Below are 12,835 nucleotides of genomic sequence, written 5' to 3' on the forward strand. Positions count from 1 at the left end.
GCGCCATGAGGCGAGAGGAAGGGCACCTTCTACAACGCGGAGCGTTGCGAAGGTGCCCTTCCTTTCCTCAGGCGGGGCAGGGTTCGGGGGCGTGGTTGGCGGAGCGTTCCTGGGCGGGTAGGCCGATGTGGGCGGCGACGATGCGTTCCGGGACTCCGTCGGCGAGGCTGTCGGCCAGGGCGCGTTCGCGTACGGCGAGCAGGCGTTCAGTGTTGTGCTCCAGGACGCGGTCGAGCAGGGCCAGCTGGGCCAGCAGGCCGCTGTCGGCATCGGACGGCGGGCTCGCGGCCGCGGCCGCCAGCGCCGAGGAGACCTCGTCCGCGGTCACCCCGCCCAGCGCGGCCACGTCGCGCAGGTCCCAGCCGTGGTGGTGCACCAGGATCGCGGCGAACAGGATGCGCGAGGCCTCGTTGGCGGCGCGGTAGCCGTCCACGAAACGCAGCCAGTGCGCGCAGTGGGCGAGCCGCTCGGTGGGCTCGTCGGGCAGGTGGGCGTCGACCGGGGCGGCCGGCAGCAGCCGCAGCGCCTGGTCGTACGCCAGGGACAGCAGTTCGCGCAGCTGCACCGCCACCTGCTGGCGTTCGGCCAGGTCGTGCTCGGTGCCGCCGTCGGGGGTCAGGCCGGTCCACTCCAGAATGACCGCGGCGCGCGGGGCGCAGGCGCGGTGGCCGCAGATGACCTCGGCGACGTCGGCGGCGGTCCAGTGCTCGCGGTGCACCAGGGACAGCGCCGCCTGGTCGCGGGCGACGAGGGCGCGGCGGTACTTGTGGCGCAGGTCCATGGTGAGGGTGCACACGTCCAGCGCGCCGCGGGCGATCTCCTGATGCTCCAGCAGCGCGATCTGCCGGCTGAGTTCCGGCACGCTGATATCGGCGATCGGGTTCGTCATGGGTTCGACGCTAACGCTGAGTGATCGGCACTTCTACTTACTGCTGATCTTTTGTGGTGTTTCTGACTTCCGCCGGGTTCGTGCCCCCAGCGAAAGTCACGTCTGCCCGGTTCGCGTCCGTGCGCAGCTCGCGGCTTGACAAGAAAATTTGTCGGTAGCAGGATACGGGGCATGTTCGATGTAGCGGTGATCGACGACCCGGCCGCGGCCGAGGCCTCGCTGGACCCGATCCGGGCCCGGCTGCTGGCCGCCCTGGTCGAGCCCGGCTCGGCGACCTCGCTGGCGGCCAAGACCGGCCAGCCCCGGCAGAAGGTCAACTACCACCTGCGGGAGCTGGAGCGGCACGGGCTCATCGAGCTGGTCGAGGAGCGGCGCAAGGGCAACGTCACCGAGCGCGTGCTCCAGGCCACCGCCGCGTCCTATGTCATCTCGCCGATCGCGCTGTCGGCCGTGCAGCCCGATCCGGGCCGGGCGCCCGACCGGCTGTCCGCGCGCTGGCTGCTGGCCCTGGCCGCGCGGCTCGTGCGCGACATCGGCGAGCTGCTCACCGGCTCGGCCAGGGCGAACAAGCGGCTGGCCACGTTCGCCATGGACGGGACGGTGCGCTTCGCGAGCCCGGCGCAGCGGTCCGCGTTCGCCGAGGAGCTGGCCGGTGCGGTGACCGCGCTGGTGAGCAAATATCACGACGAGCAGGCCGAGGGCGGGCGCGAGCACCGGATCATCGTCGCCGTGCACCCGAGCGTGGCCCGCCCGGCCGAGGAGCACTGACATGGGCAAAGACTTCGAGATCACCGAGGAGCTGCCGGTCGAGGCGACCCCGGAACAGGTCTGGGACGCGATCGCGACCGGTCCCGGCATCGACTCCTGGTTCATGGGCCGCAACGAGGTGACACCCGGCCCGGGTGGCACGGTGAGCACGGCTTTCGGTGGGTACGCCCCGACGCTGCCGATCACCGCGTGGGAGCCGGGACACCGCCTGGCGTACGGCGCGGCGCCCGCCCCGGACGGCAGGTTCGTGGCATACGAGTTCCTCATCGAGGGCCGTGCCGGCGGTAGCGCCGTGGTGCGTACGGTGACCAGCGGCTTCCTGCCCGGCGACGACTGGGCCGACGAGTTCGAGGCGATGGGCCTGGGCCTGGCGCTGTTCCACCGGACCCTCGCCGAATACCTCACCTGGTTCCGCGGCCGCACCGCCGTCCCGGTGACCGTGTTCGGCCCGCCGGTCGGCGACTGGCCGCACGCCTGGCGGCTGCTGCACGGCGCGCTCGGCCTGCCCGGCGCGCCGCAACCCGGCGACGCGGCCACGTTCACCGTCGACGGTGCCGCCCGCACCGGCGAGGTCTACCACGTCAGCGCCCACGCCCTGGCCCTGCGCACCCCGGACGCGCTGTACCGGTTCGTGCGCGGCTTCACCGGCTCGCTGGTCGCGATGCACCACCTGTTCACCCCCACCGACGAATCCGCCGCCTGGCAGTCCTGGTTGGACACCCTGTACACGCAGGGCCGGGCGTGACGGCAGACAAGGAGCACCCCATGAACACCGTCGTCTCCGCGGACGGCACCGCGATCGCCTACAGCAAGGTCGGGCAGGGCCCGGCGGTCATCCTGGTCGACGGGGCCATGTGCCACCGCGCCATGGGCCCGGCCGAGCCGCTGGCCAAGCTGCTGGCCGACTCCTACACCGTCTACACCTACGACCGGCGCGGCCGGGGCGGCAGCGGCGACACCGCGCCGTACGCCGTCGAGCGCGAGGTCGAGGACCTCGACGCGCTGATCAAGGAGGCCGGGGGCAGCGCCTACCTGTACGGCATCTCCTCCGGCGCGGTGCTGGCCTGCGACGCCGCCGCGCGGCTGGGCGGCGTGCGCAAGCTCGCCGTGTACGAACCGCCGTTCGTCGTGGACGGCACGCACGAGGCGCGGCCCGCCGACTATCTGGACAGGATGGACGCGATGATCGCGCAGGACCGCCGGGGCGACGCCGTGACGACGTTCATGAAGACCGTCGGGGTGCCCGGGATCGTGATCGCGATCATGAAGCTCACGCCGAACTTCAAGAAACTCAAGGCCGTCGCGCACACGCTGCCGTACGACTTCCGGGTGCTCGGCGACACCGGTCGCGGACAGCCGCTGAACGCCGCCCGCTGGGCCGGGGCGCAGCTGCCCGCGCTGGTCATGGACGGCGGCAAGAGCCCGGTCTACATGCGAAACGGGGCCAAAGCCCTGTCGCAGGCGCTGCCCGGCGCCGACTACCGCACGCTGCCCGGCCAGACGCACCTGCTCAAGCCGGAGGCGGTCGCGCCGGTGCTCAAGGAGTTCTTCGTCGGCTAGGCGAGCTTCTTGACGAGCAGCTCGAACTCCAGGTCGTCGCGCTGCGGCAGGCCGAAGCGCTCGTCACCGTACGGGAAGGGGCTCGTCTGCCCGGTGCGCGTGTAACCACGGCGTTCGTACCAGGCGATGAGCTCCTCCCGCACCGAGATCACGGTCATGTGCATCTCGGGCACGGCCCACTCGTCGGCGGCGAAGCGCTCCGCCTCGGCGATCATCGTCTTGCCCAGACCGCTGCCCTGCAGCAGTGGGCGCACCGCGAACATGCCGAAGTAGGCGTAGCCGTCGTGGCGCTCCAGGTGGCAGCAGGCCAGCAGGTCCCCGTCGCGCTCGGCCAGCAGCACCACGCTGTCGGGGTCGGCGACCTGCGCGGCGACCGCCTCGGCGTCGGTGCGCTGGCCCTGCAGGATGTCGGCCTCGGTGGTCCACCCGGCCCGGCTGCTGTCCCCGCGGTATGCCGACTCCACCAGCGCCACGATCGCGGGCACGTCCTGCGGCCCCGCCGCGCGCACGGTCATCGTCTGCTCCGCCATGTGCCGATCCTTCCGCGCAGGGCACCGGCCGCTGCCGGGCATGATCGCCCGTCAGGTTATCGCGTGCCCGAACCGCCCGGCCCGCCCGCTAGCGGGTGTTGACGAGTTTGGGGTGGGACTTGACCCAGGCGTCGAGTTTGTCGGCGCGCAGGGCGGCGAAGTAGGTGGACTGGTCGCCGCCGAGGCGCTCGCCGCGGTAGGCGCCGCCGCTGTAGACGCCGCCGCCGGGCAGGCCGACCAGGGTCAGGTTCGCGGGGCGGATGTTGCGCAGCGCGTACACGAACTCGCTGGGCTTGCGGCCGCGGCCGTCGAAGGTGAAGGTCTCGCCCAGCGCGGTGAGCACGTCGTCCAGCTTCGTGGGGTTGGCGAGCAGGTCCATGCTGAGCGCCTTGGTCAGCATGGCCTTGATCAGCTGGCGCTGGTGGCGCTGGCGCGCGTAGTCGCTGCCGGTGATGTAGCGCTGCCGCGCGTAGTCCAGCGCCTGCCAGCCGTTCATGTGCCGGTTGCCGACGTTGTAGGTCATCCGCGGCCCGGAGTACCCGTGCTCGCAGCCGCGGCAGATCGCGCGGTGCACGCCGTCGGGGCGGCGGTGGATGGACACGACCTTCTGGTCGACGTAGATGTCGACGCCGCCGATGGCGTTGATGAGCCGGATGTAGCCGTTGAACGAGATGACGGCCCCGGCGTCGAAGCGCGCGATCCCGGTGTACTTGCTCACCGTCTTGGCCAGCAGCTGGAAGCCCTGCGCGATGTCGTACTTCCCGCCGGGCATCCGGGCGCCGTAGGTCAGGGCGTGGGTGAGCTTGCTGCGCTCCCCGCGAAAGCGCGACGGCGCGAACGCCGGGATGTCGACGAGCAGGTCACGCGGCAGCGAGGTGAGGTACGCACTGGTCAGGCCCTTGTTGATGTGCAGGATCATCACCACGTCGCCGTGCGCGGGCGAGCCCTTCTGCTCCTCGCGCGTGTCGCGGCCGAGGATGAGCATGTTCAGCGGGCCCGTGATGTCCGCGCCCGCCGGGGGAGTGGGCGAGGCGCTGGGGCTCGGCGACGGCGACGGCTCCTCGCTCGGGCCGAACAGGTCGACCTGCGGGATTGCGGAATCCACCCGGTCCTTGGTCACCTGGACCGCCGCGTAGGCCGCGCCGCCCACCAACGCCAGCGCCAGGCCGAGGACGATGAACAGCCGAGTTGACCGCGTCATGGGGTGCGCTCCGGGGGTGTGGCGCTGTCGGGGGGACTTGAACTGTAGTCCGTGCCGGACCCCGGCGGCAGTGCGACGACGGGCGGTCAGCGGGCGCGTTCGACGGCGTCGGCGGCGGCGTGCGCGCCGTCGGCGTGCAGACCGGCCACGACACCGTCCACATCGGCCGCCGAGCGGTTCTGGCTGAGCTTCCACTTGGCTTCCAGGCGCGAGATGCGCAGCTCCACGCCGACGATCGCGCGCAGTTGCCCGCCGACGAACGCCTCGGGGGCGGCGTCGACCGACCACGGCGCCGGGCGGCGGCCCTCGTGCTTGTCGGTCAGCCGGCGCACCAGCGCCCCGGTCCAGGCCGGGTCGTCGTGAACGACCAGCTCGCCGTACGCGTGCACGACGGCGTAGTTCCAGGTCGGCACGACGCGGCCGTGCTCGGCCTTGGCGGCGTACCAGGAGGGCGAGACGTAGGCGTCGGGCCCGCGCAGGATGGCCAGGGCCTCGCCGAGCACCGGGCGGCGCCACTGGTCGTTGTTGCGGGCCAGGTGGCCGAGCAGCGCCCCGTGCGGGCCGGTGTCGGGGTCGTACACGAACGGCAGCGTCGTCGCGACGAGGCCGTCCGCGGTCGCGGTGACCAGGTCGGCGGCGCCGTGCTCGGAAAGCAGCTCGCGGACGGCGGCCTCGTCGGGGACGAAGTGGGCGGGTGTGTACACGGTCAGACCTTTCCGACGGCGGGTGCGGGCGCGCTCGCGCGGGTGCGCTGGATCAGCACGACGCAGCCGAGCACCACCAGCGCGGCCGCGATCGAGGCCGGAGTCACGGTCTCACCCAGCAGCAGGGCCGACCAGGCCAGGGTGAGCACCGGCTGCGCGAGCTGGATCTGGCCGACCTGGGCGATGCCGCCCCGGGCCAGGCCCGCGTACCAGGCAAAGAAGCCCAGGAACATGGAGACCGCGGTCAGGTAGCCGAACGCGGCCCAGGCGGTGGTGTCGGCGCGCGGCGGGTGGCCCAGCGCCGCGGCGGCGGTCACGGGAACGGTGACCGGCAGCGCGACCAGCAGCGCCCAGCAGATGGTGCGGGCGCCGCCCAACTCCCGCGACAGCGCGCCGCCCTCGGCATACCCGAGCCCGCACAGCACGACGGCGGCCAGCAGGAACAGGTCCGCGACGGTCAGCGCACCGCCGACCCCGCCGCTGGTGACCAGGAAGATCAGCACTGCCAGCAGCCCGGCCGCGCCGGCGGCCCAGAACGCGGGCGGCGGGCGCTCGCCGGCCCGCAGCACCGCGAAGACCGCGGTCATGGCGGGTAGCACGGCGATGACGACGGCGCCGTGCGCGGAGGTCTGCGTGGTCAGCGCCAGTGAGGTGAACATCGGGAAGCCGACCACCACGCCCGCGGCGACGACGGCCAGCCGCCGCCACTGCGCCGGGGTGGGCCGTGGTGCGCCGGTGATCCGCAGATACGCCCCGGCCAGCAGGGCCGCGCCGACGGCCCGGCCGAAGGCGACGAACCAGGGGTCGAGCTGCTGCACGGCGATCCGGGTCAGCGGCAGCGACAGGCTGAACGCCAGCACCCCCACCGCGCCCAGGGTCAGCCCCGTCACCCGGTCCGCCGTTACCGTACGCAGCACAGTAGCGCTACTCTTGTCCGTCATGAGCAACGGTAACGCAGTGGCCCGCGTTATCCAAGATCTGCGCGGGCTCGCCGCCGTCGCGGGTCCCGGCGCGCGGCTGCCGTCGGTGCGCGAGCTGACCGCCCGGCACCAGGCCTCACCGGTCACCGTCGCCGAGGCGATCCGGCAACTGGCGGCGCAGGGCGTCATCGAGGCGCGGCCCGGCAAGGGCACCTTCGTGGCCGTCCCGCCCGACGATCCCGGCGTGCCCGACCTGTCCTGGCAGACCGTCGCGCTCGGCGTACGCCCGCCCGGCGACGATGAGATGCAGGCGCTCATGGCGTTACCGCCGCCGGGCGCGATCCCGCTGTCCGGCGGTTACCTCGACGCCGACCTGCAACCCGCCGCCGCGCTGGGGGCCGCGCTGACCCGCGCCGCCCGCCAGCCCGCGTCGTGGCAGCGCGGACCGGTCGAGGGGCGCGAGGACCTGCGCGCCTGGTTCGCCCGCGAGGCCGGGGCCGGGCTGCGCGCCGACGACATGGTGATCTGTCCCGGCGGCCAGGCCGCGCTGGCCACCGCGCTGCGCGCGCTCACCGGCCCCGGCGACACCGTGCTCGTCGAGTCGCCCACCTACCTGGGCGCGCTGGCCGCGGCGCGGGCCGCCGGGCTGCGGGTGGTGCCGGTGCCCGCCGACGCCGACGGCGTACGCCCCGACCAGCTCGCCGCCGCGTTCGCCCGTACCGGCGCGCGGCTGTTCTACTGCCAGCCGCTGTACGCCAACCCGCACGGCGCGACCCTGGCCGGGCACCGCCGCGCCGAGGTCGCCGAAGCGGTCCGCGCCGCCGGGGCGTTCCTGCTGGAGGACGACTACGCCCGCGACCTCACCATCGACGGCGAGCCCCCGCCGCCGCTGGCCGCCGACGACCCCGACGGCCACATCGTCTACCTGCGCTCACTGACCAAATCGGCGGCTCCCGGCCTGCGCGTGGCCGCCATCGGCGCACGCGGCCCGGCCGGGGCGCGCCTGCGCGCGGCCCGCCTGCTCGACGACTTCTTCGTGGCCGGCCCCATGCAGCTGGCCGCCCTGGACTTCGTCACCTCACCGGCCTGGACCCGCCACCGCCGTGCCCTGCGCACGGCCCTGCGCGAACGCCGTGAGGCCCTGCTCGCAGCGCTGCGCCGCCACCTGCCCGAACTCGTCCCGCCCGCCGTCCCGCGAGGCGGCCTGCACCTTTGGGCCCCACTACCCGACGGCACCGACGACGTGGCCCTGGCCACCGCAGCAGCGGCCGAAGGCGTCATCGTCTTCCCCGGCCGCCCCTGGTACGCCGCCGAACCCCCGGCCCCGCACCTGCGCCTCACCTTCACCGCCGCCCCACCCGCCCACCACGACGAAGCCGTCACCCGCCTCGCCCGCGCCTTCGCGAAAGGAAGGGCACCGTCGTCTCGCGTCAGCGAGACGAGCAGCAGCTCTGCACATCGCCCCGCGTAGCGGAAGGGCACCTTGTCAACGGCGCGAGCCCGTGAGCTGCGGCGGGTAGGGGCCTAACTGGCTGAGGTGCGAGAGGTCACCTGGTCGGTTCCGGGTCGGTGACGTCGGCGAAGGTGCCGGCCAGTCCGGCCACCGCCGCGTCGGCGTCGACCGCGACGGCCACCCCGTGCTCGCCCGCGCCCAGCGTGATCTCCCGCCCGCGCAGCCGCTCGTCGGCGATGACCGGCCACGGCTTGAGCGACCCGTACGGCGTGATCGTGCCGCGCTCGTACCCGGTGGCGGCCTTGGCCTCGCTCGCGTCCGGCATGGACAGCCGGGAGACGCCGAGCAGCGCCCGCAGCTTCGGCCACGAGATCACCCGGTCACCCGGAACCAGTACGAACAGGAAGTCGTCGTCCCCGCGCCGGACCACGATGGTCTTGACCACGTCGGGGATCTCCACCCCGCGGGCGGCGGCGGCCTCGGCGAGGCTGCGCACGGGCCCGTGCCGGATCACGCGGTGGTCGAGTCCTGTGGAGGCGAGCGCGTCGAGCGCCGTACCGGTCATGTCTCGCACCCTATCCCGCGTGCCGTCACCGTGACCCAGCTCATAGAACGAGCGTTCTCCCTCCTCTTGAAGGCGAACCGCGCCGGGCGTAGGTTAGGCGGTAGACAGAACGTTCTGTCGACTAGACGAGGAGTTGACCGGCCATGACCGCCCCCGACACGATCGTGCTGATCCACGGCCTGTGGATGACCCCGCTGAGCTGGGAGCACTGGGTCGAGCACTACACGAAGGCGGGCTACCGGGTGCTCGCCCCGTCCTGGCCGGGCCTGGAGGGCGGCGTCGAGGCACTGCGCCGGGACCCGTCGCCGCTGGCCGGTCTGGGCGTCGGCGAGGTCGCGGACCACTACGAGCGGATCATCGCCGACCTGGACCGCCGGCCGATCATCATGGGCCACTCGTTCGGCGGGGCGCTGACGCAGATCCTGCTCGGCCGGGGCCTGGGCGCGGCCGGCGTCGCCATCAACTCCGGCCAGGTAAAGGGCGTCTACCGGCTGCCGTTCACGCAGCTCAAGGCGGCCTCGCCGGTGCTGGGCAACCCGGCCAACCGGAACAAGGCCGTGCCGCTCACGGCCGAGCAGTTCCACTACGCGTTCACCAACACGCTCACCGCCGAGCAGTCGCGCCAGGTGTACGACCGCTACCACGTGCCGGCCGCCGCGCGGGCGCTGTTCCAGGGCGCGTTCGCCAACCTCGACGCGAAGTCGCCGCTGGCGGTCGACGTGCGCCGCGACGACCGCGCGCCGCTGCTGTTCGTCGCGGGCGGGGCCGACCACATCGTGCCCGCCTCGGTGAACCGGGCCAACCACCGCCTGTACCGGCACTCGTCCGCGATCACCGACTACCAGGAGTTCCCCGGCCGCAGCCACTACACGGTCGGGCAGGACGGCTGGCAGCAGGTGGCCGACTACGCCCTGGCCTGGGCCGTGCGCAACGCGCGCTGAGCCGTGGTCCCTACCCTGGTCAGGTGACCGACATGATCGTACGGCCTTCCGCGGCCCGCGAGCGCCTGCTCGCGGCCGCGGCCCAGGTCTTCTACGCTGAGGGCATCCACGCGGTCGGCGTGGACCGGGTGATCGAGCGGGCGCAGGTCACCCGCGCCACCTTCTACCGGCACTTCCCCGGCAAGGACGACCTGGTCCGCGCGTACGTCGAGCACGCCGACGCGGCGATCCGCGCCCGCCTCGACGCCGCCCAGGCTCTCACCGCCGATCCGCACCGGCTGCTCGGGCTGCTGGTCGACGGCATCGGCGAGGACATCTGCGCACCCGGTTTCCGGGGCTGCCCGTTCATCAACGCCGTCGCCGAGTTCCCCGATCCGGCCCACCCCGTGCACCGGGCGGTGGTCGCGCACCGCGCCTGGTTCCGGGCCGCGCTGGTCCAGCTGCTGACCACCATGGCGTACGCAGACCCGCAGCTCGGCGCGGACGCCCTGGTCATGCTGCGCGACGGGGCGATGGTCGCGGGCTACCTCGGCGCTCCGGAGGCAGCCCGCGACAACCTGCGTGCCGCGGTGGGCGCGTTCGTGCCGCGCCCGTGACGCGCAGGCCGTTCAGCCGACGCGCAACGCCTCCAGGTCGGTGCGGGCCCGCAGCGTCGCCCCGGCCGCCACGGCCAGCAACGCCACGACGATCAGCCCGGCACCGCTGACGGCCGCCACCTCGGTCCAGTCCGCGAACCAGGCGATCGAGCCGACACGCTCGGACATCACCGCATCCGAACAGTCCGCGGGTATGCACATCGTCACCTTCCCCTCCGCGATCGAGGGCAGGGCCAGCCACGCCATGGCCGCGCCGAGCACGACCGCGCCGGGCAGCGTCACCACGACCGGGGCCAGCGCCTGCCACAGCCCGGCCCGCACCAGCACCCCGCGGCTCACGCCGGTCGCGGTGAGCGAGGCGAACACACGCCGCCTGGCCGCGACGGCCTCCAGCAGCCCGAGCAGCACGCCCGCCGCCGCGATGAGCGCCGCGCCGCCGACCGCCATATCAACCAGTTTCACGATGCTGTTGAAGAAGTCGTCGCTCGCATTGGGTACGATGATCACGTTGCCGGTGACCTCGTGGACCCACGATTGCGGCTCGCCCTCGGCCGCGAGCTGCGCCTGAGCGAAGGCGCGCAAGGCACCCGCCGCCCCGGCCACCCAGGCGCAGACCACGAGCACACCGACGGTCCGGCTACCGGTCCACGGGTCGGCCTGCAGCCGTCGGGCGGCCAGCAGCGCGGCGGGTCCCCGCCCGAGCCGGTGCAGCAGCCGGCCACCGCGATCGCTGAGCCACGCCATGCTGAAGACCAGCCCGGCGGCGGCCGCGATGCCACCGGCGAACAGCGGCGCCGGTTCCGGCCACGACCCGTCGAAACCCACGCCGACACCCACGTACGCTGCGAGGCCTGCCGCGATGAGCAGCAGCGGCCACGGCTTCGGCCGGGCAGGCTCGACGGTTCGTGCCACGTCCAGGGGCGACTCGTGCACCCGGCGCAGCAGCACCGCGGCGACCAGCGCGGCGGCCACCGGCAGCCCGAGCACGATGAGCGCGAGCGGCCCTGGTGACGGGAGCACGTCGGTCGGCAGCCACAGGCGGTCGTTGTCCTGCCGGTGCAACGCGACCCGGGCGGCCAGGTAGACGGCCAGGCCGATGACGCCGCCCAGCGCCGACGCGACCCCGGTCTCCGCCGCCGTGATCGCCGTGACCTGCCGAGGTGAGGCTCCGGCCAGGCGCAGCGCGGCCAGCCGCCGGGCCCGGCCGGGTGCGCCGATGCGCCCCGCCTGCGCCGCCAGCGCGAGTACCGGCATGCAGACCACCGCCAGGATCGCCGAGGTCATCTGCCGCAGGTCCAGGTGGTTGAGCAGGAGCACCTGGTACTGCGGCTGGGCCGCGTCGATCGCCAGCACCGTCGCCGCTACCAGCAGCACCGCCGCGGCCAGCGCGGCGGTGAGCACGGTCAGCGCGACCCGGAGCCGATCGGTGCGGGTGCCCGCCAGCGCCAGCCGCAGCAGCACCGACGGCCTCATGCGGGCACTCCGATCGCGACGCCCAGCCCGGTCGGGTCGACCTCGCCGTCGCGCAGCACCAGCTCGCGCTCGGCATACGCCGCGACGGTCGCGTCGTGGGTGACCACCACGACGGCCGTGCCCTGCTCCCTGGCGACCCGGGTGAGCAGCTTCATCACCAGCTCGCCGGCCAGGGAGTCGAGAGCGCCGGTGGGCTCGTCGGCGAACAGCACGACGGGTTGGGTGACCATGGCGCGGGCCAGCGCGACCCGCTGCAACTGCCCGCCGGAGAGCCGGCCGGGGATCTGCTCGGCGGCCTCCGCGACGCCGAGTCGGGCCAGCCAGGTGTCCGCCGCGGCCATCGCCGCTCGGCGTGAGCCACCGCCGAGCATCAGCGGCAGCGCGACGTTCTCGGCGGAGGTGAGCTCGGAGATCAGGTGCCCGTGCTGCAGCAGCACGCCGAACTGCGTGCGCCGCAACTCGCTGCGGTAGGGCTCCGCGGTGTCGTCGATGCGGTCGCCCCGGAAGCGGACTTCGCCGCTGTCGGGCGCGAGGATGCCCGACAGGCAGTGCAGCAGGGTGGACTTGCCGCAGCCGCTGCGGCCGCGTACGGCGACGATCTCGCCTTCGTGCAGGTCGAGGTCGATCCCGCGCAGGGCGGGCTGGACGCCGTAGGTCTTGGTCAGGTCACGGGCGGTCAGGATCGGGCTCATGATTGCACCTCCCGGTGCAGATCGGCGACGCGGTGCAGCGCGGTTTGCAGCCAGCGCAGGTCGGCGTCGAGGTGGGTGAGGGCGTAGTCCACGGCGATGAGGTCGCCGACGGTGAGGTCCTGTTCGGACTTGAGCCGGGTGAGTTCGCGCATCCGGCTCGTGTGTGCCTGCTGCTGGGCGCTGAGGTACGCGGTGGCGCGGGCGGGGTCGGCGACGAGCAGCGCGACGACGACCTTGCTGAGCAGGGTGGCGGAGACGTACGGCGCGGGCGCCTCGATCTCGCCGAGCCACGTCTCCAGCGCGGCGCGGCCGTCGTCGGTGATGGCGAACGCGGTGCGTTCCGGCCCGCCGGCCTGGTCCTGCCCGGCCTGGGTGACCAGGCCGTCGCGTTCGAGCCGGCCCAGGGTGCTGTAGACCTGTCCGAACGCGAGCGGTTTGGCGCGCGGCAGCCGCTGGTCGTAGGCGTGTTTCAGCTCGTAGCCGTGTCTGGGCCCCCGCGCCAGCAGCCCCAGGAGCACATAGGACGCTGTCATGGCGGTTACT

At 73.4% G+C, this 12,835-nt stretch carries 15 protein-coding genes; 6 read left to right on the plus strand and 9 right to left on the minus strand.

Going from position 1 to position 12,835, the window contains the following annotated elements; genetic code table 11:
* Positions 1-67: 67 nt before the first annotated feature.
* On the minus strand, positions 68-889 hold the full coding sequence (locus tag F9C41_RS34380; RefSeq protein ID WP_155391018.1) for a hypothetical protein: 822 nt from the start codon (positions 887-889) through the stop codon (positions 68-70).
* A 171-nt stretch (positions 890-1,060) separates the two neighbouring features.
* Between F9C41_RS34380 and F9C41_RS34385 the strand changes: the two genes are divergently transcribed.
* Genes F9C41_RS34385 through F9C41_RS34395 form a run of 3 tightly spaced genes read left to right on the plus strand, consistent with a single transcriptional unit; the run spans position 1,061 to position 3,217 of the window.
* The gene (locus F9C41_RS34385) at positions 1,061-1,657 is read left to right on the plus strand and encodes a winged helix-turn-helix domain-containing protein (RefSeq protein WP_155391019.1); all 597 of its coding nucleotides are present in this window, start codon (positions 1,061-1,063) and stop codon (positions 1,655-1,657) included.
* Position 1,658: 1 nt separating this feature from the next.
* Positions 1,659-2,402: an SRPBCC family protein gene (locus tag F9C41_RS34390; protein ID WP_155391020.1), complete on the plus strand. Its 744-nt coding sequence runs from the start codon at positions 1,659-1,661 to the stop codon at positions 2,400-2,402.
* Between the two features lie 20 nt (positions 2,403-2,422).
* Positions 2,423-3,217, plus strand: coding sequence for an alpha/beta fold hydrolase (locus tag F9C41_RS34395; RefSeq protein WP_155391021.1), 795 nt, complete (start codon positions 2,423-2,425; stop codon positions 3,215-3,217).
* Here F9C41_RS34395 and F9C41_RS34400 read toward each other — a convergent pair.
* From F9C41_RS34400 to F9C41_RS34415, 4 genes are all read right to left on the minus strand, one after another.
* On the minus strand, positions 3,214-3,747 hold the full coding sequence (locus F9C41_RS34400) for a GNAT family N-acetyltransferase (RefSeq protein ID WP_155391022.1): 534 nt from the start codon (positions 3,745-3,747) through the stop codon (positions 3,214-3,216). The genes F9C41_RS34395 and F9C41_RS34400 overlap by 4 nt on opposite strands.
* Before the next feature lie 88 nt (positions 3,748-3,835).
* Positions 3,836-4,948, minus strand: coding sequence for an LCP family protein (locus F9C41_RS34405; RefSeq protein ID WP_155391023.1), 1,113 nt, complete (start codon positions 4,946-4,948; stop codon positions 3,836-3,838).
* A gap of 86 nt (positions 4,949-5,034) precedes the next feature.
* On the minus strand, positions 5,035-5,652 hold the full coding sequence (locus F9C41_RS34410) for an FMN-binding negative transcriptional regulator (RefSeq protein ID WP_155391024.1): 618 nt from the start codon (positions 5,650-5,652) through the stop codon (positions 5,035-5,037).
* A 2-nt stretch (positions 5,653-5,654) separates the two neighbouring features.
* Entirely contained in the window at positions 5,655-6,593 is a 939-nt protein-coding gene (locus F9C41_RS34415; RefSeq protein WP_155391025.1) for a DMT family transporter, read from the minus strand.
* On the opposite strand from F9C41_RS34415, the gene F9C41_RS34420 reads away from it, so the two are divergent.
* Positions 6,592-8,043: an aminotransferase-like domain-containing protein gene (locus F9C41_RS34420; protein WP_155391026.1), complete on the plus strand. Its 1,452-nt coding sequence runs from the start codon at positions 6,592-6,594 to the stop codon at positions 8,041-8,043. The two genes, F9C41_RS34415 and F9C41_RS34420, sit on opposite strands and share 2 nt — an antisense overlap.
* A 76-nt stretch (positions 8,044-8,119) precedes the next feature.
* On the opposite strand, the gene F9C41_RS34425 is transcribed toward F9C41_RS34420, so the two are convergent.
* Positions 8,120-8,590 (minus strand): aminoacyl-tRNA deacylase, encoded by a 471-nt coding sequence (locus F9C41_RS34425; RefSeq protein WP_155391027.1) that lies wholly within the window; start codon positions 8,588-8,590, stop codon positions 8,120-8,122.
* Between the two features lie 143 nt (positions 8,591-8,733).
* On the opposite strand from F9C41_RS34425, the gene F9C41_RS34430 reads away from it, so the two are divergent.
* Together F9C41_RS34430 and F9C41_RS34435 are read left to right on the plus strand one after the other, a co-directional pair.
* Positions 8,734-9,531, plus strand: a complete 798-nt coding sequence (locus F9C41_RS34430; protein WP_155391028.1) for an alpha/beta hydrolase — start codon at positions 8,734-8,736, stop codon at positions 9,529-9,531.
* Positions 9,532-9,563: 32 nt separating this feature from the next.
* Complete coding sequence (locus tag F9C41_RS34435; RefSeq protein WP_155391201.1) at positions 9,564-10,127, plus strand: TetR/AcrR family transcriptional regulator; 564 nt, start codon at positions 9,564-9,566, stop codon at positions 10,125-10,127.
* 12 nt (positions 10,128-10,139) lie between these two features.
* Here the strand turns inward: F9C41_RS34435 and F9C41_RS34440 are convergent, their stop codons facing one another.
* Genes F9C41_RS34440 through F9C41_RS34450 form a run of 3 tightly spaced genes read right to left on the minus strand, consistent with a single transcriptional unit; the run spans position 10,140 to position 12,825 of the window.
* Complete coding sequence (locus tag F9C41_RS34440) at positions 10,140-11,600, minus strand: FtsX-like permease family protein (RefSeq protein ID WP_155391029.1); 1,461 nt, start codon at positions 11,598-11,600, stop codon at positions 10,140-10,142.
* Positions 11,597-12,292, minus strand: a complete 696-nt coding sequence (locus tag F9C41_RS34445; RefSeq protein WP_155391030.1) for an ABC transporter ATP-binding protein — start codon at positions 12,290-12,292, stop codon at positions 11,597-11,599. Before F9C41_RS34445 ends, F9C41_RS34440 begins: the two co-directional genes overlap by 4 nt.
* Complete coding sequence (locus F9C41_RS34450; RefSeq protein WP_155391031.1) at positions 12,289-12,825, minus strand: PadR family transcriptional regulator; 537 nt, start codon at positions 12,823-12,825, stop codon at positions 12,289-12,291. Before F9C41_RS34450 ends, F9C41_RS34445 begins: the two co-directional genes overlap by 4 nt.
* Positions 12,826-12,835 lie beyond the last annotated feature (10 nt).

Source organism: Catellatospora paridis (assembly GCF_009720365.1).
Taxonomy (GTDB): domain Bacteria; phylum Actinomycetota; class Actinomycetes; order Mycobacteriales; family Micromonosporaceae; genus Catellatospora; species Catellatospora paridis.

Excerpts from the sequence above, each read along its gene's own strand:
- F9C41_RS34440 (WP_155391029.1), bottom strand. The coding sequence starts at position 11,600 with ATGAGGCCGTCGGTGCTGCTGCGGCTGGCGCTGGCGGGCACCCGCACC.
- F9C41_RS34430 (WP_155391028.1), top strand. The coding sequence starts at position 8,734 with ATGACCGCCCCCGACACGATCGTGCTGATCCACGGCCTGTGGATGACC.
- F9C41_RS34445 (WP_155391030.1), bottom strand. The coding sequence starts at position 12,292 with ATGAGCCCGATCCTGACCGCCCGTGACCTGACCAAGACCTACGGCGTC.
- F9C41_RS34400 (WP_155391022.1), bottom strand. The coding sequence starts at position 3,747 with ATGGCGGAGCAGACGATGACCGTGCGCGCGGCGGGGCCGCAGGACGTG.
- F9C41_RS34405 (WP_155391023.1), bottom strand. The coding sequence starts at position 4,948 with ATGACGCGGTCAACTCGGCTGTTCATCGTCCTCGGCCTGGCGCTGGCG.
- F9C41_RS34435 (WP_155391201.1), top strand. The coding sequence starts at position 9,564 with ATGATCGTACGGCCTTCCGCGGCCCGCGAGCGCCTGCTCGCGGCCGCG.
- F9C41_RS34425 (WP_155391027.1), bottom strand. The coding sequence starts at position 8,590 with ATGACCGGTACGGCGCTCGACGCGCTCGCCTCCACAGGACTCGACCAC.
- F9C41_RS34380 (WP_155391018.1), bottom strand. The coding sequence starts at position 889 with ATGACGAACCCGATCGCCGATATCAGCGTGCCGGAACTCAGCCGGCAG.
- F9C41_RS34385 (WP_155391019.1), top strand. The coding sequence starts at position 1,061 with ATGTTCGATGTAGCGGTGATCGACGACCCGGCCGCGGCCGAGGCCTCG.
- F9C41_RS34420 (WP_155391026.1), top strand. The coding sequence starts at position 6,592 with ATGAGCAACGGTAACGCAGTGGCCCGCGTTATCCAAGATCTGCGCGGG.
- F9C41_RS34390 (WP_155391020.1), top strand. The coding sequence starts at position 1,659 with ATGGGCAAAGACTTCGAGATCACCGAGGAGCTGCCGGTCGAGGCGACC.
- F9C41_RS34450 (WP_155391031.1), bottom strand. The coding sequence starts at position 12,825 with ATGACAGCGTCCTATGTGCTCCTGGGGCTGCTGGCGCGGGGGCCCAGA.
- F9C41_RS34415 (WP_155391025.1), bottom strand. The coding sequence starts at position 6,593 with ATGACGGACAAGAGTAGCGCTACTGTGCTGCGTACGGTAACGGCGGAC.
- F9C41_RS34395 (WP_155391021.1), top strand. The coding sequence starts at position 2,423 with ATGAACACCGTCGTCTCCGCGGACGGCACCGCGATCGCCTACAGCAAG.